Source organism: Ruegeria sp. YTSC004 (assembly GCF_059609805.1).
The window spans coordinates 566697-591248 of the sequence record NZ_JBXWMJ010000002.1 but is presented as its reverse complement, the minus strand read 5'-3'; the positions used below and the strand labels follow the sequence as shown (position 1 = coordinate 591248).

Here is a 24552-nt window from a genome sequence, read left to right as displayed (position 1 = left end):
TGTGGGGAATTGTTTATTGGCGATGCCGAACTGCATCTGCCAAAATGATCTCATGCTGACGCGTCTTGCGATTCTTATGACACTCACTGCGCAGGCGGCCGTTGCCCAGCCGGCCTTGTCCGGGTCTGAGTTTGACAGTTATACGCGCGGAAAAACCATGTTCTATGGGTTTCAGGGAACGGTTTACGGCGTCGAACGCTATTTGCCCAATAAACGCGTGATCTGGTCGTTTCTGGATGGCAATTGCAAAGAGGGCGTTTGGTACGAACAAGGAGGGCAGATCTGCTTCATCTATGAAGACAGGATTGATCCGCAATGCTGGGTCTTTTCCAAGACCGACAGGGGGTTGACCGCCTTGTTCGAAGGCAACTCGGAAGCCACCGAGCTGTACGAGGCCGAAGATATCAATGAAGAGATGGTCTGTCTCGGCCCCGAGATTGGCGTCTGAAGGTCGCTAGAACAGAGAGCCCTGATCAGGTGCATCTTTCTTGGCCGGTTTTTTTGGTGCCGCCCGCGAAGCCGTGGGCTGACCAGTATTTAGGAGGCCATCCGCGAATTCGATCTCGAACGTGCTGTGTTTCGAGGCCTGTTTCTTGGTCGTAAGAACCTCTCCCTCGGCCCGGACCACAGCATAACCACGTTGCAGTGTAGCTTTGTAGCTTAGTGTTTCACGCAGGCGGTCGGCGGCGTCCAGCTGTTGCCGCATCCGATCCAGTCGCGTGGCCTGCGCCGTGTTCATTCGTTCTGCCAACCTGTTGATATTTTGTTGTTGTTGTTCGATTTCGCGCCGGATTGGGCGCAGGGAAAGCCGGGATGACAGGTTGCGCAAGGCCTCGTTTCTGGACGAAACGAGATTGCGCAACGTCGACGGGCGCAGATGTGCGGACAGCTCGACAACCTGCAGACGTCGGTTTTGCACGCCGCGATTCAGTGCGGGCGCAAGTCGATCTGCAATCAAATCAAGTCGTTGGCGTGGGGTGTTCAACAGGCTTTCCGGGCGCGGCAACGCGCGGGACAGGTCGCGAAGCCGTTGAGACCGCCTTTGAACCGCGTCCGTCGCGGCACGAGACAAACGCGCGCCTTGCTCACCCGTCCAAGCCAGTAGTTCCATTCGAACCGGCACGGCAAGCTCGGCCGCGGCGGTCGGCGTTGGCGCGCGGCGGTCTGATACAAAGTCGATCAGCGTCGTATCTGTTTCGTGACCAACGGCCGAAATCAGCGGAATGTCCGAAGCGGCCGTCGCACGCGCGACAATTTCTTCGTTGAACCCCCAAAGGTCTTCAATCGAACCGCCGCCACGGGCGACGATAATCAGGTCGGGTCGAGGCAGTGAGCCGCCCGGCGTCAGTTTGTTGAAACCGTCGATGGCCCGCGCAACTTCTGGTGCGCAGTTGGAGCCCTGTACAGCGACGGGCCAGATCAGCACCTTGCGCGGGAAGCGATCCCGCAGGCGGTGCAGGATGTCCCGGATCACAGCGCCAGATGGTGATGTCACCACGCCAATAATCTGGGGCAGGTAGGGCAGAGGCATTTTACGTTCGGGTGCGAACAAACCTTCAGCCTCAAGCTGTTTCTTGCGCTTTTCCAGCAGCGCCATCAAAGCGCCTTGCCCGGCGACCGCGACCTCATCGACGTTCAGGTTGTATTTCGACTGCGCGCCAAAAGCCGTCAGGCGACCGGTGACCACGACCTCAAGACCTTCTTCCGGCACCACCGATAGGCCGGAAACCTGACCTTTCCATGTTGTGCAGGCCAACACGTTCCGGTCATCCTTGATGTCATAGTACAGGTGGCCCGACCGCGCCGTGAACACGCGGCCGACCTCACCACGCACACGGATTCGCCCGAACGTGCCTTCCAGCGTGCGTTTCACCTCACCCGAGATGTCCGAAACGGTATATTCTGGTGTGTTTTGGCCCGGGATCGGGTCATCAAGCAGGTCGGACATTTCAGCGCCTTGTGTCAAATGCCCGGCCAGCTTAGAACGCCCGGAAGGCGAGGCCAAGCAGATCGGAGACCTTCATGAACATCCTTATTCTCGGCAGCGGCGGGCGCGAACACAGCCTCGCCTGGGCGGTGATGCAAAACCCCAAATGTGACCGTCTGATCGTTGCCCCGGGAAATGCCGGAATTGCGCAGATCGCTGAGTGCGCAGCGCTCGATACTGAAAACGGCGGCGCGGTTGTCAGCTTTGCTGAAGAGAACGCGATTGATTTCGTGATTGTTGGCCCCGAGGCCCCATTGGCCGCTGGCGTCGCAGATCGTCTGCGTGAAGCGGGTGTGCTGGTCTTTGGACCGTCGGCCGATGCAGCGCAGCTGGAAGCCTCGAAGAGTTTTACCAAAGAAATCTGTGACGCGGCGAACGCTCCGACCGCAGCTTATGCAAGGTTCACCGAGGCCGAGCCTGCCAAAGCCTATATCCGCGAACAGGGCGCGCCGATCGTGGTCAAAGCCGATGGTTTGGCGGCAGGCAAGGGTGTGATCGTCGCGATGGACGAACAGACCGCGCTGGAGGGCATCGACGACATGTTCGGCGGCGCTTTTGGTGGCGCAGGGGCCGAGGTGGTGATTGAGGAGTTCATGGAGGGCGAAGAGGCGTCTCTCTTCGTCTTGTGTGATGGAGAGGACATCCTGTCCATTGGCACGGCTCAGGACCACAAGCGCGTGGGAGAAGGTGATACGGGCCCGAACACGGGCGGTATGGGAGCCTATTCCCCAGCGCCGGTCCTGAGTGCCGAGATCGAGGCGCGGGCGATGGAAGAGATCGTGCGTCCGACTATGGCCGAGATGAAGCGCCGAGGCATGCCGTTTCAGGGCGTTTTGTATGCTGGCCTGATGATCAAGGACGGCCAACCGAGGTTGGTCGAATACAACGTCCGCTTTGGTGACCCGGAATGCCAGGTTCTGATGATGCGGCTTGGTGCCCAGGTTCTGGACCTACTTCATGCCGCGGCCGAGGGCCGTTTGAGCGAGACGCAGGTAAACTGGGCCGACGATCATGCGATCACTGTTGTGATGGCGGCACAGGGGTATCCGGGCTCCTACGTAAAAGGATCTGCGATCAAGGGGTTGGATGCGCTTCCTGAAGACAGCAGCAACATGATCTTCCACGCGGGCACCAAGGCCGTTGATGGGCAAGTGCAAGCCGCAGGCGGGCGCGTTCTGAATGTGACTGCGCGTGGGAATACATTGCAAGAGGCGCGGGACCGGGCATATGCGATGGTTGAAGGTGTGGATTGGCCCGAAGGCTTTTACCGCCGCGATATCGGCTGGCGAGCTCTTTGAACAGTCGGTAGGTCAGGGGGCTTTGCTCCTTCGGCCTATCGCCTCACTCACAGGAAATTTTTAGCCAGATGAAGAGGCGGATCAGCACTTGAGCGCGTTGTTCAGGCTTTTGTGGCCGGTAAACGCGCCGAGGTCGCGGGTGGTCCAGTCGTTTTCGTAAGTGACGCTGATGACGCGTGTCCAGTTGCCGTTGGCGAGGATCAGTTCCGGAGTGCCGCCGCAATCGCGCAGACCGCCGGAGATGAAATCTTCTCCAATACGGTGATTGGTGAGATTGGGCAGCGATGCGATTTCGGTCAGCTCGCCGTCTGCAAATCGCCATATGCGCAGGGTTTTGGCCAAGTGAGGGCGATCAACGTAGGCGATCTCGACGTTGCCGTCGCCATCCATGTCGGCCGCTCCGACCGGAGCGAGCCAGCGAAAGCGGGTTCCGATGTAGGGCGTAGCGGCGATCAGGCCGCCGCCATTGTAGATTGCAAGCCGTGCACCTTTGTCACGATGGCTTTCAACCACCAGAGCTTCGCGACGGCCATCGTTGTCAATATCAATCAGGCGCGGTCGGATATCTTCGAAAACGCGCTCTTTTGGCAGCCGGATTGTGTATTTCGCCCATTCCGGCGCATATTGCAGGATCAGGGCGCCGTATTCAATCTGATCACCGAGTACCCCGTGCGGGTATCGCGCAGTGGGTTCGGAGTACTCTGCCGAACCCAGCGGCTCATACTGCCATGGCTGCTGAGATCTTGTCTGGCTCGGAAAGATTCCAATTGCGATCGCGGCAGCCGCGATCGCTTTGAAAAGCATCAGATCTGCTTTTCGGGCATTTGAACAACCAGCCCGTCCAATTCGTCAGTGACCTTGATCTGGCAGGTCAAGCGCGAGCGGGCCGGGTCGGGTTCAAAGGCGAAATCCAGCATGTCCTCTTCCATGTCGTCCTTGGCCGGAACCTTCTCGACCCAGTCGGGGTGGATATAGACATGGCAGGTCGAACAGGCGCAGGCGCCGCCGCAATCGGCCTCGATGCCGGGGATATTGTTGTCACGGGCCCCTTCCATGACGGTCAGGCCGCTGGCGACTTCGACTGTATGTTCGGTACCGCCGTGCTCGACATAGGTAATCTTTGCCATTGCGTGCGTCTTCCTCTTTCGCTTGTCGAATTCTTCCATAGTGAAGGCATTTAGGTCTTTCCAGCCTCATTTGCGACTCGTCACGCCGTCTATGGACTTTCCTTGCGTATGTTCTATTTTTGTTCTCATGATTGTGTTGCCTACCCGCCCTATATCTACGAACCGGAACTGGCCGCGGCCGCCCGCGTGTCTGCCCGCCAATCGGTTGAACGACCCGCCCGAGGGCGCGCTGGTGGCGGTCGCGGGGCTGGTGATCTTGCGGCAGCGGCCCGGGACGGCCAAGGGGGTGATCTTTGTCACGCTCGAGGATGAGACCGGCATCGTGAACGTGGTGGTCTGGCGCAAGATCTATGAACGTTTCCGCCGGGCGGTGATCTCGGGGCGGCTGCTGCGGGTCACGGGCCGGATGCAGCGGGCGCATTCGGTGACCCATGTGATCGCGGAAGAGGTCGAGGATATCTCGGGCATGCTGGATGTGCTGGTGCGGGGGGAGGGGTAGTCCGTCAGCGGCAAACGGGTCCACTACGGCGGCGCGCTGTGTCAAAATGGAAGTGCCCTTTGTGATAGCGATCGGCGTCAGGACCCAGCACGGTGCCAAACAGACCGCAGGCGCCTGCGTGCAGTTCGTGCATAACATCGCTTGTATCTTCGGCTGCCCATCCGTCGCGCACAGTGATCACGGTGCCATCTAAAAGTATGAAGGATGAAATGTCGATTGCGCGGCCACGGGCATGTTCCGAAATCCGCGCGCGTGGCTGATTGTTCTGCGTCTTGCACGCATAATGACCAGCCAGACGCAATCCTTTCAGGCCGCCGCCCAGATTCGCAAAGGCCGGTTTGGCTGTGTTCTCCAACCATGTTTTGAGTGTGACGGCGGTTTCGCAATCCATCAACGCCAATTGGCTGAGAAGGACGTCAGATACCATGCGGATGCGCACGGGATCAGCAATGCCGCATCCCTGGTACTTTCCTCTAAAGGGTTTTCGCTTTTCGCCGAGAATAGTCCAGTCGCCACACACTGCACCACGTTCGCGCATCCTTTCGCGGCCGACTTCGATCTGACGAAACTTGCAGGGCCGCAGCCGCGGTCTGGGGGACACAGTCAGCTCTTGCTTAGGGGGAACAGGTGCGGTGTCTTCCTCCAAAAGAACGTCCAGTTCAGTGGACGGTTCATACGCCACAAGCTCATGCGCTTGAGCAGGTTCTTCGCAATCCGGCATGGCGCTCGCCATACCTGCGCATAATACAAACAGAGGGGCCAATACTCGCATAAAATAACTCGTTCCCTTGTCGGCTCGGACCGATTGTATCATGACCGGTCTTGGTACGTCTGCGCGAAGTGCGGATAGGGCGGGGCTTTGTATTATCCTTTTCCTGCGCAAAGCCAGAGTATAGCAGAAAATCCTTATCGCTTGAACAAACTGCTCTGCGCTTGCTTGCCCCGGTTGCCCGAGCTCAAACCAACATTCAGCGGGCGCATTCGGTGTCCCATGTGATCGCGGAAGAGGTCGAGGATATCTCGGGGATGCTGGACATGCTGGTGCGGGGAGAGGGGTCGGGCTGACCCCAGAATAAGACTATCGCTCTTCTGCGCGCCAAAAATGGTAGGCCTTGATCTTTTGAGCTTTAAACTCAGCATGCATTTCGTTGGACATTAGCAGTGGTAGATATGGATATCGTTTTTCACGCCAAAGATTGTGCTCTGCAGCCCTGTCCTTGCGGATAAAAAGGTTCCGTGCCGTGGGCGGATCTAACTCCATTTGATCTCGTGACTTCTCGCCAACTATCTGAAAGGCCATCTTAACACTGGAGGCCTCATCGATAGCTGTGTCGAGGTGCTTGGTCACGTTCAAGAAAAAGTATGCTGTATCGGGCTTTGAGCCATCTCTGTAGAAGGCTTCGATTGGCAAAATTTGGTGTACACTTGGATCGAATGTTTCCAAAATTTGACGCACTCGTTCAGAGATGATCCGTACACCACTTCTCGCAGAAAAGATATCTGGGAGACTCGCCGCCTGTTTTTTAAACAGCACTTTCTCCGGTGCTTCGCTTAACTCCAATCGGCGTTGGCCTGTATGAAAAACGCTCGGGACATCATTCGAGATTTTTCATGCGTTATACCTTTCTTGCCAACCGGGTAAGTCGAAACCCTTTAGGTAACGACCCGTTGCAGGGTAATAGCAAACATAAGCCATTCAAATCTCTCGTCAAAAAAAGCGAGTAAAACCCAGTACGCGGTGTGTCATTTATATGCAAGGATTGACAACGGAGTTTTGTGGTGACCAGAGAATGAGATGGGTTTCACCGCTTAAACAATACCCCTTGCGATTGCTTATCCCGATGATCCCCGCGCAACTCCGCATGTAGCTCGCGCCCTGCCTGAACACCGGGGCGGGCACTGACCGTTTCAAGCCACCGAGTGAAATGCGGTTTGTCTTCCAACACCTGTTGCTGGCCTTCCCATAGGCTGGCCCAGCCCCAGATCGACATGTCCGCGATCGAATAGAAATCGCCCGCGACGTATTCATTTTCGGCCAACCGCCGGTCCAATACTCCGTACAACCGCCCGACCTCGGCGCGGTAGCGGTCTTTGGCATAGGGCAGGTCCTGCGGCGGCTCGAGGTTTGGCGCGTATTTCAGGAAGTGATGCGCCTGACCGGCCATTGGGCCGACGCCGCCCATTTGCCACATCAGCCATTCCTCGACGGCGATCCGGTCACGTTCGGTTTTGCCATAAAAGCGCCCGGTCTTGTGGGCGAGATACATTAGGATCGCGCCGCTTTCGAACACCGAGATAGGTGCGCCATCCGGGCCGTCCGGGTCAACGATGGCAGGCATCCGGTTGTTAGGCGCGATTTTAAGGAACTCGGGGTCGAACTGATCACCCTTGCCGATATTGATCAGGTGAGTGGTGTAGGGAAGGTCCATCTCTTCCAAAGCGATGGACGCCTTCCAGCCATTCGGCGTGGGCCAGAAATACAGATCGATCATGGTGCCTCCTCAGGTTGAAGCGATCATGCGGTATTCTGCGCAATCAGCAAGAGGCGGTTACGAAAGCGTGACACAGGGCAACCGGGCTTGACGGCCAAGAATGCGCGGCGTATTTGCATCGCAGAAGCTACGTGGCGATTTGTTACCGGATTGCGGGCCACGCTAAACAACACCGCTAAAAGGTCAGGATGAAAGGCCCCTTTCGCTTGACCGCGTCTGGGGTTTTTTTGATGCCCTTGCCAGACAAGGGTCGAGAGGAATGAGATGAGCGAGAGCTGGAACAAACGCACCCAAGCCGTCCATGGCGGCATCCGTCGCAGCCAATACAACGAAGTCAGTGAAGCAATTTTTCTGACACAGGGCTTCGTCTATGAGACAGCCGAACAAGCCGAGGCGCGGTTTATCGAATCCGGCCCGGATGAGTTTATTTATGCCCGCTATGGCAACCCGACCGTTTCGATGTTCGAACAGCGCATCGCGGCGCTGGAAGGTGGCGAGGACGCGTTTGCCACAGCATCCGGCATGGCTGCAGTGAACGCGGCGCTGACCTCGATGTTACAGGCGGGCGACCATGTGGTGTCGGCCAAGGCATTGTTCGGGTCCTGTCTGTATATCCTCGAAAACATCCTTTCCCGTTATGGCGTGGACGTCACCTTTGTTGACGGCACCGATCTGGACGCCTGGAAAGCGGCGATCCGCCCTGAGACCAAGGCGGTTTTCTTCGAATCCATGTCAAACCCGACGCTTGAGGTCATTGATATCGAGGCGGTTGCCAAACTGGCCCATGTGGTTGGCGCGCTTGTCATCGTGGATAACGTCTTTTCCACGCCTGTCTTCTCGCGCGCAATCGAACAGGGGGCGGATGTCGTGGTCTATTCCGCGACCAAACATATCGACGGGCAGGGGCGTGCTTTGGGCGGCGTCATCATTGGCACCAAGGATTTCATCCGGGGAACGGTCGAGCCCTATCTGAAGCACACCGGTGGAGCGCTGAGCCCGTTTAACGCCTGGGTCATGCTGAAGGGTCTGGAAACGATGGCGCTGCGCGTTAACGCTCAGGCCGAGACGGCACAGACCATTGCCGAAGCGCTTGAGGGGCATCCGGCGCTGGAACGGACGCTTTATCCGGGTCTGAAAACCCATGCGCAAAACGCATTGGTCCAAGCTCAATTGGGTGGCAAAGGCGGAACAGTTCTGTCACTGGACATCAAGGGCGGCAAGGACGCAGCGTTTGCATTCCTGAACGCGCTGACGATCCCTGTCATTTCGAACAATCTGGGCGATGCCAAATCAATCGCGACACACCCCGCAACGACCACGCACCAGCGTCTGAGCGACGATCAGAAGGATGAATTGGGCATCACGCCCGGCCTGATCCGCTTTTCCGTCGGGTTGGAGGACGCGGGCGATCTGCTTGCAGACATCAAACACGCGCTGGATGTGTCGCAACGTTAACTGACGGCTGCGGTTTACTGACAACCGGGTCGAAACTAGGTGAAAATGACGTAAGTCATGCGATTTTCGCCGAATTTCGATCCGGGCTGTGTTTTTCAGCGTATAAAGCTACACTGGAACGCAAGCCGAACACGAATATGGTCCGGCGACCAACCGAGGAACCCGATCGATGAACGTGCACCCCCGCGACATTGAGGATATGCCCGACAATGACGAAGCCGCAGCCGCTCTGAAGACACTGCGCAAATGGGCCGAGTCAGCAACCGAGACCGAGATCAGCCAGCTCGACCCGGCAATTGCGCGTCTGGTGCCTGGTCTGGTGCCCATAAACTATCCGTCCCTGTCGCGCGAATACCCCGAGGGGTTCGCGGTCGACAGTGCGTATCGCGCGACCTTGCCGGATCTGCAGAATGGCCCGTCCAGTCTGATCCGGGGTGCAAAACAGCAAATCCAGCATGTTGGTATCTCGAATTTCCGCCTGCCGATCCGGTTTCATCGCAAGCGCGGCGATGATCTGACGCTAGAGACCTCGGTGACCGGGACTGTCAGTCTGGATGCCGAAAAGAAGGGCATCAACATGTCCCGGATCATGCGCTCGTTTTACAAACACGCCGAGCGTACGTTCAGCTTTGAAGTCATGGAGGCCGCGCTGGATGACTATATGACCGATCTGGACAGCTTTGACGCCCGTATCCAGATGCGGTTTTCCTATCCCGACCGTGTGCAAAGCCTGCGGTCCGGTTTGGAAGGGTACCAGTATTACGACATCGCACTTGAGCTGGTTGAACAGGGCGGAGTGCGCCAGAAGATCATGCATCTGGACTATGTCTATTCCTCAACATGTCCCTGTTCGCTGGAACTCAGCGAGCACGCACGCGCAACACGTGGACAGCTGGCCACACCGCATTCGCAACGTTCAGTGGCGCGGATATCTGTTGTGGTCGACTGCGACACGGATTGCCTGTGGTTCGAGGATCTGATTGCCTTGTGCCGCCGTGCCGTTCCGACAGAAACGCAGGTGATGGTCAAACGCGAGGATGAACAGGCCTTTGCCGAGCTTAATGCGGCCAATCCGATCTTTGTCGAAGACGCTGCCCGTTTGTTCTGTGCCGAATTGCTGGCCGATCACCATATCGGCGATTTCCGCGTGGTCGCAAGCCACCAGGAAAGCCTGCACAGCCACGATGCGGTGTCGGTTCTGACCGAAGGTCCGACCTTTGTGTCACCCAGCCTGGACCCGCGGCTGTTCACCACCCTGTTCCACGTCGGGTGACGGGGCAGGGTGGATCAATAAAGTATCATTTTTAGACTAAGAGCGGTTTTCCGCCGCAGCGCGGCAATTCGTGCTGCATTTGCACGATCCTTCAAGTAACACTGGTGTGGAATGCAGCCGTGGCAGGCGAATTTCTGTTCGTGCGTCTGCCACTCTGAAGGGAAGCTGAGACGTGCGACGCTCAGGACTTCGTGACTTCTTGATCCGCCCGAAAATCGGGACGGGCAGCTCAATTCACTCTTTTGCAGGCTGCATCGCTTTCAGAGGAGAACTAAAGTATGAATCCAATTTCCCAACCGCTGGAATTTCAGGCTGCGGCCATCAGAATGGCCGGCTATGCGGTTAGCAACCAAATGAAAATTATGCAGATTTTGACTCGTTCGGCGATGGAGCTGCCGTTTGTGTCGGTTAGTGCCTTGCACGCGTCGGCTGCTGCTCCGGCCCCGGCTGCACCCTCGGCAAAACCCGCGCCCAAGGCCAAACCGGTCGCCAAGGCAAAACCTGCGGTGGTGGCCAAACCCAAGCCTGTGGCCCGCAAGAAAGCTGCTGCAAGGCCCAAGGTCGAATCACCAAAGCCGACCGCGTCCAAAACGGTGGCTGAAGTGACCAAACCCACCCCGGTGGCGGCCAAATCGACCGAAGTTGCAGAAAAGCCTGCCGCCAAGCCTGCGGTCGCCAAAGGGCAGCCATCGGCCAAACCCGCAGCGGCAGCCAAACCAAAGCCTGCCGTTGCTAGAAAAACACCTGCGCCAAAACCGGCAGCGGTTGCCAAGCCGAAACCTGTGGCAGCGAACACAACTGCGCCAAAGACCCCGGCCAAACCAGCCGCACCCAAGCCGGTCGCGGCGAAACCTGCACCCGCCAAGCCGGTCGCGGCGCAGCCTGCGCCTGCAAAAGCCGTTGCCGCAAAGCCCGAAGGGGTACAGGCAACTCCGGCGCGTCGCCCGCGCGCCCCGTCTAATCCGCCCGCGATGCCAACAACGGCCCGCAAAACGGACGGGTAAAACCCGACACTGGCTTGACACAGTCGTGCAGGCGCGCCAACGCTGCGCCTCATGACGGATATGCGCCCGGTTGGATATGTGATTGGCCTATTGGTCGCCATTCTTGGGGCGACCATGCTGCTGCCTATGCTTGCGGACTTCATCGAAGGCCGAGGCGAGTGGCACGTTTTTCTCGAAAGCGGCGTCATCACGATTCTGACCGGCGTCGTTCTGGCGATGAGTTGCTCGAACGGAGTAGGCGAAGGTCTAACGATCCGTCAGACCTTTTTACTGACCACAGGGGTCTGGGTCGCACTGCCATTTTTTGGCGCCATTCCGTTTCTTTTGGGCGAGACCGAACTGCGCTTTGTCGACGCGTATTTCGAGGCGATGTCGGGCCTGACGACGACAGGCTCGACAGTGATTTCCGGCCTCGATAACCTGCCACAGGGGTTGCTGCTTTGGCGTGGCCTTCTGCAATGGTTGGGCGGCATCGGCATCATCGTCGTGGCCATGGTTTTCTTGCCCGAGCTTCGCGTCGGGGGGATGCAAATCTTCCGCTCGGAAGGATTTGAAACCATGGGGAAAATTCTGCCGCGTGCGCAAGAGATCGCGGGCCAGATTTCCCTGATCTACGTCTTTCTGACGATTGTTTGCGCGCTGGTCTATGCAGGTCTGGGGATGGGCTTTTTTGATGCCGTGGTGCACGCCCTGACGACGATCTCAACGGGCGGGTTTTCAAATTATGACGCGTCCTTTGGCACGTTTTCCGGCCCGGCAGAATATGCGGCCGCTGTCTTCATGATCCTCGCTGCACTGCCTTTCGTGCGCTACGTCCAATTCGCCAATGGCAATGCGAGGTCCATTTTCCGCGACAGCCAGATACGGACCTTTCTGGCGACCATTCTGGTGCTGGTGGTCATTATGGCGGTCTTTCTGACCTCCGTTTTCCCGCATCATTGGGAACAGGCTGTTCGGGAATCCCTGTTCAATATCACCTCGATCATTTCGGGTACCGGGTATGCCAGCGTCGATTACATGGGCTGGGGCAGTTTCCCGATCATGATGTTCTTTCTGATCGGTCTGATTGGCGGCTGCGCGGGTTCAACCGCCTGTTCTATCAAGATCTTCCGGTATCAACTGCTGTTTGCTTCGATCAAAACCCAGATCCGCCGCATCCGCTCACCTCATGGTGTTTTCAAGCCGCAATATGATGGCCGGTCGATTGGTCCAGACGTACTGACCTCGGTTATGAGCTTCTTTATGTTTTTCGTGCTCTCGTTGGGCGTGCTGGCCTGGGCGCTGGCACTGACGGGATTGGATTTCATAACTGCCGTCTCCGGTGCAGCCACAGCGCTGGCCAATGTAGGGCCGGGGCTGGGGGATCAAATCGGACCGGCTGGCAACTTTGCAGGGCTCAGCGACACCGCGAAATGGCTGCTTTCAATCGGAATGCTGGTAGGGCGGCTTGAGCTTTTGGCCGTTTATGCACTCTTCACTGTCCAGTTCTGGAGGAATTGATGAAAAGACCCCTTGGTGCGCAGATTTCGCATATGCTGCGGGATCGCGGAGTGGATGTGATCTTTGGTATTCCCGGCGTGCACAATCAGGAAATGTATCGCGGGATCGAAGAGGCCGGAATCACCCATGTGCTGGCCCGGCACGAGCAGGGGGCAGGGTTCATGGCCGACGGCTATGCCCGTGCGACCGGCAAGCCGGGTGTTGCATATGTCATCACCGGACCGGGGTTGTGCAATATCATGACACCGATGGGGCAGGCCTATACGGACTCGGTCCCGATGCTGGTGATGTCCTCGTGCCTTGATGAAACGCAAGGGGTGCACGGGCAATTGCACCAGATGAAAGACCAGCGTGCTGCGGCTGAAACCGTGACGGACTGGTCGCATCAGGCCAATACGGCGCAGGCAGCCTACAATCTGGTCGAGCGTGCTTTTGAGGAGTTCGAACTCAACCGCCCACGCCCAAAACACATCCAAGTGCCGATTGCACAGCTTGAGGCCGATGCTGATCCTGCACCGTTTCCCCACCAACCTGGTTTGCGCTCAAAAGTTTTGCCGCCGGATTTGGCTCCGGTAATGTCCATGCTGAACATCGCACGGCGCCCGTTGTTTATTCTGGGTGGGGGCGCGCGGTCGAATCTGTGGCGGCAAATCCTGACGCAGTTGGGCGCGGCCTGTTTCACCACGTATGCCGGGCGCGGAATGGCGGGGTTGGGCTATGCCTTGGACTATGGAGCCATGTTGCCACGACCGGGCAGCGCTGATGTTATCGCCTCGGCCGATCTTGTGGTCGTCGTGGGCGCGGAATTGGGCGAGGTCGACTTGTGGCGAAGCACATTGGGCCACACGGCCAATCTGGTGCGTATAGATCTGGACCCGAAGGTGCTGTCGGATCAGCATCGCGCAGCGGTCAAGCTGCAAGCTGACGGGGAAAGCTTTGCCCATGCGCTTTGGGCAGCCATTGATCATGTCAAACCTGCAACGGGCTGGACAGCGGAAGAAGTAGCCGACGCCCGCCGACGTTGGCGGGCCGAAGTGGATGCGGAACGACCGGGCATCGTCCCGGTGCTGGATGCCCTTCGCGCGGCGATGCCCGGCGACACCATGATCTATTCTGACATGACCCAGTTCGCTTATGTCGCCAAAGAAGTTTGGGATATGGTCTATCCCTATCACTGGCACCATCCGACCGGGTTCGGTACACTTGGCTATGCGCTGCCGGCCGGAATTGGCGGCGCCGTGGCGCGTCGAGGTAAGCCTACAGCGGTGATCGCTGGCGATTACGGTTTTCACTATACGATGCAAGAGCTTGGGGCAGCGGTCGAATTGGGCCTGTCTCTGCCGATCATCCTTTGGGACAATGGAAAACTCAAAGAGATCGAGGACAGCATGGTCAGAGGTCAGATCGCACCGAATGCGGTTGTCGCGCGCAACCCGGATTTCTGCAAACTGGCCGAGGCCTTCGGCGCGTTGTCGTCTGCGCCCTCCAGCTTACCCGAGATGCAGGAGGCGGTCCGAGCCGCCTTTACGGCCCCGGTCCCGACACTGATCCGTGTCACGCCGGATATCCTTTAGCCAACAAAAAAGCGCCGCTCGGACGAGCGGCGCTTTGTGCGATTTGGCGCAGAGATCAATCCCAGCAATGAACCAATACGGTCATTCCGGTCGCCCGGCGGCTGAGTTCATTGGGCGAGATTTGTGCCGTCGGCTGACCCGATTGACCGGATACACCCGCCTTGGCTAGAACCTCACTCAGGCTGTTGGCCGTTGCAGCGAGGCTGACGGACGCGGGCAGGGTGCGTCCTTCGGTCGGGGTCGGCAGCAGCATGCCAACAACCTGGCCATTGCCGTCAAACACTGGCCCGCCCGCATCGCCGGGCTGGGCTGCCAACGCCAGGCGTTTCACGCCGTCTTCTCCGTTCAGGCCGCGCACATCAGCGATTTGGCCAAAGGTAAGCGTCGGTGCGCCCAAAGCGCCCTCATACGAGAAACCCGACACCGCGATCTCAGATTGAATGCGCGGTGCATCGGCACTGAACTCTGCCACGTTGACCGGAACCAGATTGCGGTTGGGGCGCAGAACCGCCACACCCAGATCGGCATCAGACGAGGCGAGCTGAAGCTCTTGATCGTCATCCAACGTAATGCGTGTGCAGCTGTCAGCGGCCTCAAAAACGGTCAGAACCGTGCCGCTTGCATCAGCGAAGAAACCGGAACGGGACAGACGCGGTGTGCGCACCTGCAGCCCGGACACCAGATCAATCCGCTGCTCGGCATTGGCACCTGCTGCTGCGTCCAGTACTGCGCCAGTTGCAGTAAAGCCGGTCTTCATTGCGGCCAGCACTCTGGCGCGCCGGGCATCGTCATCCTCTGGCCAAACCAGTGTAAAGCCTTTGATCTGGCCATCGTCCAACCGTGCTTCGCTATAGGTCACGATCCCATTACCACGCCCTTCCAGCGTAAAGCTGTCGCCGCGCAGTTGTCGTGGGCCGTCGAGTGGAACGATTTCCAGCGATTGCAGCACTTCATAAAGGGCGCGCAGCGTGGCCTTGTCGCCCTTCTGACTGATCAACAGGGCCTTGGCGTTCAGATCGGTTGTGCTTTTGAAGTGAACAAACGGGGCCTCATAACGGTCGAATGCGATGACACCCATCGGCAGATCCACATCGATACCGGCCTGCGGGTCGGAATAACGCTCCATTCCAACGCTCAGAAGGGGGGCGTTAAAGTCGTCAATCAACGCCTTGCGCTGTGCGGTCGTCAGAACGCCGGTAGGCTCAAAGCCATTGAACCGCTGCCAGTCGCCCATGGAGCGGCGCGTGCCTTGGCCAAATGCGCCATCGATCGTTGAATTGTAAAAACCCGCGGCCTGCAAAGCGGTTTGCAAATTCATGCGTTCCTGAGTGCTTAGAAGACGTTCGCTTTGCAGCGCTTGTGAGCGTGTCTCGTCCGAGGCCTGCGGGGTTACGCCAACAGCAGGCTGTTCAGGCTGGGATTCAACTGGTGGCGTCACGACGCCCCGGTCCAGAATGTTCTCTCCAACCGGCCAGAATTGCTGTCCCAATGCGCTGGAAAAAGCGATGTAGCTGTCCGCAGGGATTTGCCCCTCGGCGCGGTAAACGCTTAGAACCTGTTCCGCGTCGCTACGCAAATAGGGCCCGATAACAATGGCATACCAACCAGAGTTCAAGCGAAACCCGTTTACGTCCGGTAGGGTGCTGGCATAGGCCCGCGCGCGTTCCTGCGCTTCGCGCAGCGAGGGCTGCGCTTCGACCTGCACCCAGACGCCTGCGTCCTGCTGTGCAAAAACAGCGCGCGCGCCGATGAGAAAAAGAAACAAAATTGCCGTAAATATGCGAGTCATTGTCTGCCCGTGTCCGCAGTGTTTTATCTTTGCCGGACCCTACGCGAACTCACGTACCGAAAGCCATGCCCGGAATACGGGGAATTTACAGTGTGGCTGCGCAGTGACAGCATAGGCTTTGCCGCCCGTTGACGCCCAACGGCCCCTTGCATAGGAAGGGCAAAACCCAACGGAACCGGGCGCAGTGGCGTCCAAAGGGAATGTCATGACCGACCAGTCCAGCGCACCACGTTCTTTTCAAGAGATTATCTTGCGGCTTCAGACCTATTGGGCCTCGAAAGGCTGCGCTATTCTGCAGCCCTATGACATGGAGGTTGGTGCAGGCACGTTCCACCCGGCGACCACCTTGCGCGCGTTGGGGTCGAAAACCTGGGCCGCAGCTTATGTGCAGCCTTCGCGCCGTCCGACGGACGGACGCTACGGCGAGAACCCCAACCGGTTGCAGCACTATTATCAGTATCAGGTGCTGATCAAACCCAGCCCGCCGGATTTGCAGGACCTGTATCTCGGCAGCCTCGAAGCCATCGGCATCGACATGAACCTGCATGACATCCGGTTTGTCGAAGACGACTGGGAAAGCCCCACTCTGGGTGCCTGGGGTTTGGGTTGGGAAGTCTGGTGCGACGGCATGGAAGTCAGCCAGTTCACGTATTTCCAGCAGGTCGGTGGCCATGATTGCGCACCGGTCTCGGGCGAGCTGACCTATGGTCTGGAGCGTCTGGCGATGTATGTACTTGGTATCGATCACGTGATGGACATGCCATTCAATGATCCGCAGTCACCAAGCCCGCTTTCCTATGGCGACATCTTCAAACAGACCGAAGAAGAATACGCCCGCTGGAACTTTGACGTGGCCAACACCGAAGTGTTGTTGCGCCACTTCGAAGAAGCCGAGGCCGAATGCGCGGCCATTCTGGCACAAGAGCATGACGACCCAAAAACCGGCAAGCGCATCATCATGGCGCACCCGGCCTATGATCAGTGCATCAAGGCCAGTCACGTGTTCAACCTGCTGGACGCGCGCGGCGTGATCTCGGTAACCGAACGTCAGGCCTATATCGGCCGCGTGCGGGCTTTGGCGAAGCAATGCGCGGACGCATTTCTGCTGACCGAGGCCGCCGGGTTCGAGGCTTGATGCGCCGCTCAGGCCAGTCCGGGCAGCAAGACCTTAAGGCCAGCCGCGATCATGCTGATTGCGATGGCAGACAGGATCATGCCCATGAACCTGCTCATGATAACACGGGCATTGTCAGACAGACGTTTGGCAATGGCTGCGGCGTTCCAGAATGTCACGAACAGCAACAACAGAACGGCCAGAAAAACGCCAGCGTAAACAATGGCATCTACCGGTTTATGGATGTGGTTCGCATACAGAATCAACGTGGTAATTGTGCCCGGTCCGACAAGGATCGGAAAGGCCAGCGGATAAAAGGCAACCGTGTCCGGTTCAGGATAGGATTGCCGTTCCCCCTCGGTTCCGTGATGCGACGTGCTGGGCTTTCCGTTCAGCATGTTCAGGCCAATCATCAGAACGACCAGACCACCCGCGACGCGCAGGTCATCGACGCTGATGCCGAACAGGCTGAGCGTTTGACTTCCCACAGCCGCAAACGATGCGCCAAGGATCAGGCAGTAGAACGCCGTCTTTGTAGCCACTTTGCGTTGCTCAGCCGGGGCAAGGCCGTCGGTGACGCTAAGGAACACTGGCAGGTTCGTGATTGGATTCATGATCGCAAAAAGCGCTCCGAAGAATCCTACTGCAAGGGTGCTGTCCATTTCAAAAGTCTCTTTGCGGCCTGTAATCAATTGGAACTTGTCCTATTTTCACCGTTCGTGAAAGAGGCATCGTGAGCAGAAGGAAAAGACGATGACAGGAAAAGTGCTTGCGATCATAGTGCTGATCTCGGCGGCAGTAGCCGGTGTCGGGATGTATTACCTGCAGATCTACGGATTTTACTATGACGTGGAATCCAAGCCCGGACAGGATGTTATGTTGATGACTGAGGGGGCCGAGGCGCCCGCACCAATTTCTTACAGTGCGTTTCAGGCGATTGACGCAGACAGCTCACCCATCCGCTACCGTGCCTGTTTCGAAACGGACCTGACGCTTGCGCAGATTGAGGAAACCTATGTCGTAGTCGAGAATGCAGAGCCGCTGACCGCGCCCGGATGGTTCGATTGCTTTGACGCCGTGGCGGTAGCGAATGCCCTGAAAACAGGCGAGGCCAAGGCCTTTCTGGGTGCAAAAAACATCCACTTTGGCGTTGACCGAATTGTTGCGGTTACAAATGGCGGCAAAGGCTATGTCTGGCACGCGCTGAACAATTGCGGCGAAAAGGCCTATGACGGCACCGTGATCGGTGAAGAATGCCCGGACCGGCCACAGAATTGAGGATATGATGACCGCCGAGACCCTGCAGATACCTGATTTCCTGACCGCTACGTTGGGCTTTGCTGTGTATCTTTTGGGGGTCGAGATCAATGCGCGCGTCGCCGCATTGCGCCAGTTTAACATTCCCGAACCTGTCACGGGTGGCCTGCTGGCCTCACTGGTCGTGTTGTTGTTGTATCTGGCCTTCGATCTTGAGCTGTCGTTTGACCTTGCCACACGGGATTTTCTTTTGGTGGTGTTCTTTGCGGGCATCGGGTTAAACGCACGACTCTCTGACTTGATATCAGGCGGCAAGCCTCTGTTTTTACTTTTGATCCTGACTTTGGCTACGATTGTTGCGCAAAACGGGATCGGGGCAATTGGGGCGTCTATGTTCGGGTATCCGGCGCAGGCTGGGGTTTTGTTCGGCTCGGCATCTCTGATCGGCGGGCACGGAACTGCGATTGCCTGGGCCCCCGAGGTTGCCGAGGCCACCGGCCTGGACGGCGCAACTGAGCTAGGCGTTGCCGTTGCAACACTTGGGCTTGTTCTGGCTGCTTTGGTTGGTGGACCGATAGCGCGGCTTCTGGTCGAAGGGCGCAACCTCAGCCCTGCACGCCCCGACGAGGATCACACAGTGGGGCTTCCCACTGACGGCGATGACGTGTCCAACGAAATCGATCATCTGTCGATCATGCGCGTTCTCCTGTTCCTCAACCTGGCGATCATTGCGGGGTATTCGCTGGGCGAGGCGATCAGCGCTGCCGGTTTGAAGCTGCCGCTGTTCGTGCCTTGTCTCATCATGGGCATCGTCATCGCGAACCTGCGCGCATGGCTTGCGCCCAGCCGCCCACCAATTGAACGCACCCCCTCGCTGGCGTTGATTTCGGAATTCTCGCTGGGTGCGTTTTTGGCCATGTCATTAATGAGCCTGCAGCTTTGGACCATCGCGGAACTCGGCCTTGCCATTGTGGTCATCATGTCGGCCCAGACCTTGTTCGCAGTGGCTTTTGTGATCTGGGTTCTGTTTCCTGTCATGGGCAGCAATTACCGCGCCGCCGTTCTGGCCGCCGGTTTCGGAGGCTTCGCCCTAGGCGCCACCCCGACCGCTATTGCAAATATGACCGCTGTCACCAAACGATATGGCCCATCGCCTATTGCTTTTATCGTATTGCCCCTTGTATCCGCATTCTTTGTGGATATCGCTAATGCCATCGTCATTCAGACGATCGTAAATTTCTAAGGACCGAATATGCCCGACCTGCTGATCGAATTGTTTTCCGAGGAAATCCCCGCGCGCATGCAGACCCGTGCCGGCGAAGACCTGAAAAAGCGGATCACCGATGGTTTGGTCGAGGCCGGTTTGACCTACGCATCTGCTGCTTCGCTGACAACGCCGCGCCGCCTGACACTGGCGGTCGAAGGATTGCTGGCGGAAAGCCCCATGATCCGCGAAGAACGCAAGGGCCCAAAGGTAGACGCGCCGGACAAAGCCATCGAAGGGTTTCTGCGCGGCGCAGGTCTGAGCCGCGATCAGTTGGAAGAGCGTGAGACCCCCAAAGGCTCGGTCTATTTCGCCACCATCGAAAAGCCCGGCCGTCCTGCGGCCGAGATCGTGGCCGAAGTGCTTGAGGCGACAATCCGCAATTTCCCCTGGCCGAAATCGATGCGCTGGGGCAGTGGCGGTCTGCGCTGGGTGCGCCCGCTGCACTCGATCCTGTGCATTCTGACCGACGAGACCGGCGCGCAGGTTGTGCCAATGGAAGTCGACGGCATCCAGTCCGGCGACACCACCGAAGGTCACCGTTTCATGGCGCCGGGTCGCTTTGCGGTCTCGTCCTTCGAGGATTACGCCGCCAAGCTGAAGCGCGCGTTTGTGGTGCTGTCGCCTGCGGAGCGCGCAGAGCACATCTGGAACGACGCCCAGAACCTTGCCTTTGCGGCGGGGCTTGAGGTCGTTGACGACAAGGGCCTGCTGGCAGAGGTCGCAGGTCTGGTCGAATGGCCAGTTGTCCTGATGGGGCAGATCGATGATGAGTTTCTGGAACTGCCTCCCGAGGTTCTGCAGACCTCGATGAAAGAGCATCAGAAGTTCTTTTCCGTGAAGAACCCCAAGACGGGCCGGATTGAGCGGTTCATCACTGTTGCGAACCGTGAAACCACTGATAATGGCACGACCATTCTGGCAGGGAACCAAAAGGTGCTGTCGGCTCGTCTGGCGGATGCCAAGTTCTTTTGGGAGAACGATCTGCGCGTTGCCAAATCGGACATCGCCCAATGGACCCGCGCGCTGGAGAATGTGACCTTCCACAACAAGCTGGGAACTCAAGTCGAGCGGATCGACCGCATCGCGGCGCTTGCCCGCGAATTGGCCCCGGTGACGGGCGCGGATGCCGATCAGGCCGAGAAAGCCGCTCGTCTGGCCAAGGCCGATTTGAGCTCCGAGATGGTCTATGAATTCCCGGAACTTCAAGGGCTTATGGGTCGTTATTACGTCGAAGCCGCCGGCGAGGACGCCGCCGTGGCCGCCGTGGCGCAGGAACATTACTCGCCGTTGGGGCCGTCGGATGATGTGCCCACCGCGCCGTTGTCAGTAACTGTGGCGCTGGCCGACAAGTTGGACACGCTGACCGGGTTCTGGGCGATTGAGGAAAAGCCCACGGGATCGAAAGACCCGTTTGCCCTACGCCGCGCGGCGTTGGGCGTGACGCGATTGATACTCGAAAACGATTTGCGTCTAAGATTGGATCGGTTCTTTGATAGCCAGTTGGTTCGGGCAGAGGGTGCCATCAATGACGCGTTGCCGAAATCAGATGTCGAGGACCTGCTGGAAGAAATCGCGGATCACGGCGTCTTCGGTGCAGCCTTCAAAGCGGTCAAAGACAATCTCGGCGACAAGCCGACCGCTGAATTTCTGGGGTTGGAGAAGAAAGTCCCGGACGCGTCCGACGATCTCCTCTCCTTCTTCCATGACCGCCTCAAAACCTTCCTCCGGGACGAGGGCATCCGCCACGACATCATCGACGCATGTATCGCGATGGAGGGAAATGACGACCTCAACCTGCTGGTCAAACGCGCCCGCGCGCTGAATGCCGTGATCGCGACAGAGGATGGCGAGAACCTCGTGCAGGGGTTCAAGCGCGCCAACAATATTCTGACCCAGGCCGAGGAGAAGGACGGGGTCGAGTACTCCTATGGTGCGGATATCAAGTTTGCAGAGACCGACAGTGAAAAAGCTCTGTTCGGCGCGTTGGAAGCTGCACAGGCCAAGATAGACCCGGCGCTGAAGGCCGAGGATTTCCCCGCCGCCATGTCGGCCATGGCCGATCTGCGCGGCCCGGTGGATGCGTTCTTTGAGGATGTTCAGGTCAATACCGACAACGACATCCTGCGCCGTAACCGTCTGAACCTGCTAAGCCAGATCCGTCAGGTCTGTTCCAGTGTTGCCGATCTGAGCCGCATCGACGGCTGATCCAGAACGCCCTTGCGCCATTGGTGCAGGGGCTTATGCTGCGGTGAAACCAAAAGGTGCCGCAGTGCAGAATAATCCGCATACTACGCTTATCACGTCCGAAGCGCCCGTTGCCGCCAACACGCATGGCGGGCGCGCGAAATGTTTGCAACGTCTGGTTCGTCTGGAACTGCCGGTTCCACGAACGGTCGCGTTGTCGTTTGATGCGGTGCATCAGATATCAGACGGACAGGTGCCGGATTTAGCTGCTGTTCTTGAGCAGTTTGATCAGACTGCGCTGCTGTGTGTCCGGCCCAGTTCCGAAGATCCCGATTGGGGCGGCCCGGGTGCCATCCTGAACATCGGCATGAATGACGCGCGCTATGTCGACCTGTCGGATTCGATGGGGGTCGAGGCCGCCGCAGCGCTGTATCTGCGCTTTGTCCAAAGCTATGCCGTTCATGTTGCGCGGCTGGACCCCGATGTGTTTGACGAGATCGATGCAGATGGCCGTGAAGGTCTGCAGGAATCTCTGCGGGCTTACGAGGACGAGACGGACGAAGCCTTTCCACAGGATCGCGGAGAGCAGCTGATTGCCGTGCTGCGTTCGATGGCCCGGGCATGGGAGGGCACCTCGGCCCGATTGTTGCGTCAGGCCAAGGGTGCGCCGGCGGACGCGGGTCTGGGTTTGGTGATCCAAGAGATGATCCCCGGCGTCGGGCAGGGCGAGTGCGGATCGGGTGTGCTGCAACTGATTGATCCGACCACTGGATTGCCTCAGATCACCGGTCGGTATCTGAGCCAAAGTCAGGGACGGGATGCGCTAGGGGAAGGCGTCGCGGCGCTGTACCTCGAAAAGGACCCGCGCGGAGTGTCTTTGGAAGATGTCGCGCCCGAGGCTTTTGCGGACCTCAAGACGCATGCAGCGCTGATGCGGGTCAAGCTGCGCGAGGAAATGCAGGTCGAGTTCGTGATCGAAAACGGCCACGTTCACATTTTGGACGGTGTACGGGTGCAACGCAGTGCCCGGGCCGCGATGCGCATCGCCGTGCGGCTTGCGGAAGACGGGATCATCCCGCCGCAAGAGGCGGTGATGCGGGTGGATCCGCATTCCCTGAACGAGCTGTTGCACCGACAGGTTCACCCTGATGCGGAACGGGACATCCTGACCACCGGAATTGCCGCCAGTCCGGGTGCTGCGACCGGCAAGATCGTGTTCACCTCGGCCGAGGCGCAGGCAAGCGCTGCGCGTGGGGAACCGTGCATTCTGGTTCGGCGCGAGACCTCTCCGGAAGATGTACGGGGCATGCATGCCGCCGTGGCGGTCCTGACGGAAAAGGGCGGCATGACCAGCCACGCGGCCGTGATTGGCCGGGGTTTGGGCCTGCCGTGCATCGTCGGCGCGTCCGAGATGCGGTTTCAGACAAAGAAAAAACAGCTGATGGCTCCCGACGGGCGGGTATTCAATACAGGCGACACATTGACCATCGACGGTAGCTCGGGTCAGGTGTTGGCTGGGCAACCGACCATGCTGGAGGCTGCGCTGGATGACTGTTTCCAGACCCTGATGGGCTGGGCGGACGCAGAGCGGGATATTGCCATCCGCGCCAATGCGGACACACCTGCAGACGCGCAAACCGCGCGGAACTTCATGGCACAAGGGATCGGGTTGTGCCGGACCGAGCACATGTTCTTTGACCCCGGCCGCCTGATCGTGATGCGCGAAATGATCTTTGCGCAGACCTCATCCGGTCGCGAAGCGGTCTTGGAACGCTTGCTGCCGATGCAACGCGATGATTTCGCGCAGCTATTCCGGATCATGGAAGGCCAGCCTGTCTGTATCCGTCTATTCGATCCACCGTTGCACGAGTTTCTTCCGACCACGCGCACCGGCCAACGCGAACTTGCCGAAGCGCTGGACCTGCCGGTCTCAGATGTCGAACGCAGGGTCGACGCCATGACCGAATACAACCCGATGCTGGGCCTGCGCGGAGTTCGTCTGGGCGTGACGGTTCCCGAAATATACGACATGCAGGCGCGTGCGATTTTCGAGGCGACGCTTGAAGCCAGCAAAGACGGGGCACCGGTGGTGCCCGAGGTGATGATCCCGCTTGTCTCTGCCAAGCGCGAGGTCGAGCTGGTCAAGGCGCGCATCGATTCCGTGGCGGCAGCCGTCGCCGCTGAACGCGGGCAGGAATTTGAGTACCGGCTGGGCGTGATGGTCGAAACCCCTCGGGCTTGTTTGCGGGCAGCCGAGATCGCGCCGCAAACCGCGTTTTTAAGTTTCGGAACCAACGACCTGACGCAGATGACCTATGGCCTGTCCCGCGATGACGCAGGCCGGTTCATGTCGGCTTATGTCCGGCAGGGTGTCTTTGTCGAAGATCCGTTTCATGTGTTGGACGCGGACGGAGTTGGCGAATTGCTTAAACTGGGAGCTGAACGCGGCAGGCAAGCACAACCAGAAGTCACATTGTCAGTTTGCGGCGAACATGGCGGGAACCCCGAATCAATCGCCATTTGCCGGGAATTGGGCTTTGACTATGTGTCCTGTTCGCCCTTCCGGGTGCCCGTCGCTCGGCTGGCTGCCGCTCAACTGGCGATTTCGTCCAGACTTGGGGGTTGACAGAAGGGCGGCACTCTAGAATTAGTAGGTAACAGAAAGCGCCGTCGTCAAATATTGTTGACGAAACGGCGATTTTCCACTTGCTTTTTCGTCAGAACTGGACGTC

Annotated in this window: 22 protein-coding genes and 1 riboswitch; of the genes, 13 read left to right on the top strand and 9 right to left on the bottom strand. The window is 58.4% G+C overall.

Translation table 11 applies throughout. From position 1 onward, the window contains the following. Positions 1 to 52 precede the first annotated feature (52 nt). A complete protein-coding gene (locus tag AC2FFP_RS06585) occupies positions 53 to 448 on the top strand; it encodes a hypothetical protein (RefSeq protein ID WP_496766821.1) in 396 nt (131 codons plus the stop codon). Between the two features lie 6 nt (positions 449 to 454). On the opposite strand, the gene xseA is transcribed toward AC2FFP_RS06585, so the two are convergent. After that, positions 455 to 1948: an exodeoxyribonuclease VII large subunit gene (gene xseA / locus AC2FFP_RS06580; RefSeq protein ID WP_496781425.1), complete on the bottom strand. Its 1494-nt coding sequence runs from the start codon at positions 1946 to 1948 to the stop codon at positions 455 to 457. Positions 1949 to 2022: 74 nt separating this feature from the next. Here xseA and purD point away from each other — a divergent pair, with 74 nt between their 5' ends. After that, complete coding sequence (gene purD / locus AC2FFP_RS06575) at positions 2023 to 3285, top strand: phosphoribosylamine--glycine ligase (protein WP_496880835.1); 1263 nt, start codon at positions 2023 to 2025, stop codon at positions 3283 to 3285. Positions 3286 to 3366: 81 nt separating this feature from the next. Here purD and AC2FFP_RS06570 read toward each other — a convergent pair whose 3' ends face one another. Next, positions 3367 to 4089, bottom strand: coding sequence for an FG-GAP repeat domain-containing protein (locus AC2FFP_RS06570; protein WP_496880834.1), 723 nt, complete (start codon positions 4087 to 4089; stop codon positions 3367 to 3369). Continuing rightward, the gene (locus AC2FFP_RS06565; protein ID WP_058273927.1) at positions 4089 to 4412 is read right to left on the bottom strand and encodes a 2Fe-2S iron-sulfur cluster-binding protein; all 324 of its coding nucleotides are present in this window, start codon (positions 4410 to 4412) and stop codon (positions 4089 to 4091) included. Before AC2FFP_RS06565 ends, AC2FFP_RS06570 begins: the two co-directional genes overlap by 1 nt. Before the next feature lie 127 nt (positions 4413 to 4539). On the opposite strand from AC2FFP_RS06565, the gene AC2FFP_RS06560 reads away from it, so the two are divergent. Continuing rightward, the gene (locus tag AC2FFP_RS06560; protein WP_496722965.1) at positions 4540 to 4911 is read left to right on the top strand and encodes an OB-fold nucleic acid binding domain-containing protein; all 372 of its coding nucleotides are present in this window, start codon (positions 4540 to 4542) and stop codon (positions 4909 to 4911) included. Between the two features lie 4 nt (positions 4912 to 4915). On the opposite strand, the gene AC2FFP_RS06555 is transcribed toward AC2FFP_RS06560, so the two are convergent. Next, positions 4916 to 5644 carry an extensin-like domain-containing protein gene (locus AC2FFP_RS06555; RefSeq protein WP_496766818.1) on the bottom strand — a complete coding sequence of 243 codons (729 nt, stop codon included), beginning with the start codon at positions 5642 to 5644 and terminating at the stop codon, positions 4916 to 4918. A 200-nt stretch (positions 5645 to 5844) separates the two neighbouring features. Here AC2FFP_RS06555 and AC2FFP_RS06550 point away from each other — a divergent pair, with 200 nt between their 5' ends. Beyond that, positions 5845 to 5976 carry a hypothetical protein gene (locus AC2FFP_RS06550; RefSeq protein ID WP_496880833.1) on the top strand — a complete coding sequence of 44 codons (132 nt, stop codon included), beginning with the start codon at positions 5845 to 5847 and terminating at the stop codon, positions 5974 to 5976. 13 nt (positions 5977 to 5989) lie between these two features. Here the strand turns inward: AC2FFP_RS06550 and AC2FFP_RS06545 are convergent, their stop codons facing one another. Further along, positions 5990 to 6472: an imm11 family protein gene (locus tag AC2FFP_RS06545; protein WP_496880832.1), complete on the bottom strand. Its 483-nt coding sequence runs from the start codon at positions 6470 to 6472 to the stop codon at positions 5990 to 5992. Positions 6473 to 6713: 241 nt separating this feature from the next. Further along, entirely contained in the window at positions 6714 to 7403 is a 690-nt protein-coding gene (locus tag AC2FFP_RS06540; protein ID WP_496880831.1) for a glutathione S-transferase N-terminal domain-containing protein, read from the bottom strand. A 121-nt stretch (positions 7404 to 7524) separates the two neighbouring features. Next, a riboswitch (SAM riboswitch) is annotated at positions 7525 to 7602 on the top strand. Between the two features lie 65 nt (positions 7603 to 7667). Between AC2FFP_RS06540 and metZ the strand changes: the two genes are divergently transcribed. Both metZ and folE2 read left to right on the top strand, forming a co-directional pair. Further along, positions 7668 to 8858 (top strand): O-succinylhomoserine sulfhydrylase, encoded by a 1191-nt coding sequence (gene metZ, locus AC2FFP_RS06535; RefSeq protein ID WP_496844014.1) that lies wholly within the window; start codon positions 7668 to 7670, stop codon positions 8856 to 8858. 169 nt (positions 8859 to 9027) lie between these two features. Next, positions 9028 to 10131 (top strand): GTP cyclohydrolase FolE2, encoded by a 1104-nt coding sequence (gene folE2 / locus AC2FFP_RS06530; protein ID WP_496844013.1) that lies wholly within the window; start codon positions 9028 to 9030, stop codon positions 10129 to 10131. 334 nt (positions 10132 to 10465) lie between these two features. Here folE2 and AC2FFP_RS06525 read toward each other — a convergent pair whose 3' ends face one another. After that, positions 10466 to 11188: a hypothetical protein gene (locus tag AC2FFP_RS06525; RefSeq protein ID WP_496766814.1), complete on the bottom strand. Its 723-nt coding sequence runs from the start codon at positions 11186 to 11188 to the stop codon at positions 10466 to 10468. Here AC2FFP_RS06525 and AC2FFP_RS06520 point away from each other — a divergent pair. Together AC2FFP_RS06520 and AC2FFP_RS06515 are read left to right on the top strand one after the other, a co-directional pair. Further along, positions 11187 to 12635 (top strand): TrkH family potassium uptake protein, encoded by a 1449-nt coding sequence (locus tag AC2FFP_RS06520; protein ID WP_496844011.1) that lies wholly within the window; start codon positions 11187 to 11189, stop codon positions 12633 to 12635. The genes AC2FFP_RS06525 and AC2FFP_RS06520 overlap by 2 nt on opposite strands. Continuing rightward, a complete protein-coding gene (locus AC2FFP_RS06515) occupies positions 12635 to 14209 on the top strand; it encodes a thiamine pyrophosphate-binding protein (RefSeq protein ID WP_496844010.1) in 1575 nt (524 codons plus the stop codon). Before AC2FFP_RS06520 ends, AC2FFP_RS06515 begins: the two co-directional genes overlap by 1 nt. A gap of 55 nt (positions 14210 to 14264) precedes the next feature. Here the strand turns inward: AC2FFP_RS06515 and AC2FFP_RS06510 are convergent, their stop codons facing one another. Further along, positions 14265 to 15998, bottom strand: a complete 1734-nt coding sequence (locus AC2FFP_RS06510; RefSeq protein WP_496880830.1) for a serine protease — start codon at positions 15996 to 15998, stop codon at positions 14265 to 14267. 205 nt (positions 15999 to 16203) lie between these two features. Here AC2FFP_RS06510 and AC2FFP_RS06505 point away from each other — a divergent pair, with 205 nt between their 5' ends. Next, positions 16204 to 17133 (top strand): glycine--tRNA ligase subunit alpha, encoded by a 930-nt coding sequence (locus AC2FFP_RS06505; protein ID WP_496766811.1) that lies wholly within the window; start codon positions 16204 to 16206, stop codon positions 17131 to 17133. Positions 17134 to 17141: 8 nt separating this feature from the next. Here the strand turns inward: AC2FFP_RS06505 and AC2FFP_RS06500 are convergent, their stop codons facing one another. Beyond that, a complete protein-coding gene (locus AC2FFP_RS06500) occupies positions 17142 to 17774 on the bottom strand; it encodes a MarC family protein (protein ID WP_496880829.1) in 633 nt (210 codons plus the stop codon). Between the two features lie 91 nt (positions 17775 to 17865). Here AC2FFP_RS06500 and AC2FFP_RS06495 point away from each other — a divergent pair, with 91 nt between their 5' ends. From AC2FFP_RS06495 to AC2FFP_RS06480, 4 genes are read left to right on the top strand one after another with little or no spacing between them, the layout of a single operon-like run. Beyond that, complete coding sequence (locus AC2FFP_RS06495; protein ID WP_496880828.1) at positions 17866 to 18390, top strand: DUF6446 family protein; 525 nt, start codon at positions 17866 to 17868, stop codon at positions 18388 to 18390. Between the two features lie 7 nt (positions 18391 to 18397). Then, complete coding sequence (gltS, locus tag AC2FFP_RS06490; protein ID WP_496766809.1) at positions 18398 to 19612, top strand: sodium/glutamate symporter; 1215 nt, start codon at positions 18398 to 18400, stop codon at positions 19610 to 19612. Positions 19613 to 19621: 9 nt separating this feature from the next. Beyond that, on the top strand, positions 19622 to 21841 hold the full coding sequence (gene glyS, locus AC2FFP_RS06485; protein ID WP_496766808.1) for a glycine--tRNA ligase subunit beta: 2220 nt from the start codon (positions 19622 to 19624) through the stop codon (positions 21839 to 21841). Between the two features lie 43 nt (positions 21842 to 21884). Then, positions 21885 to 24446 (top strand): putative PEP-binding protein, encoded by a 2562-nt coding sequence (locus AC2FFP_RS06480; RefSeq protein WP_496766807.1) that lies wholly within the window; start codon positions 21885 to 21887, stop codon positions 24444 to 24446. Positions 24447 to 24552 lie beyond the last annotated feature (106 nt).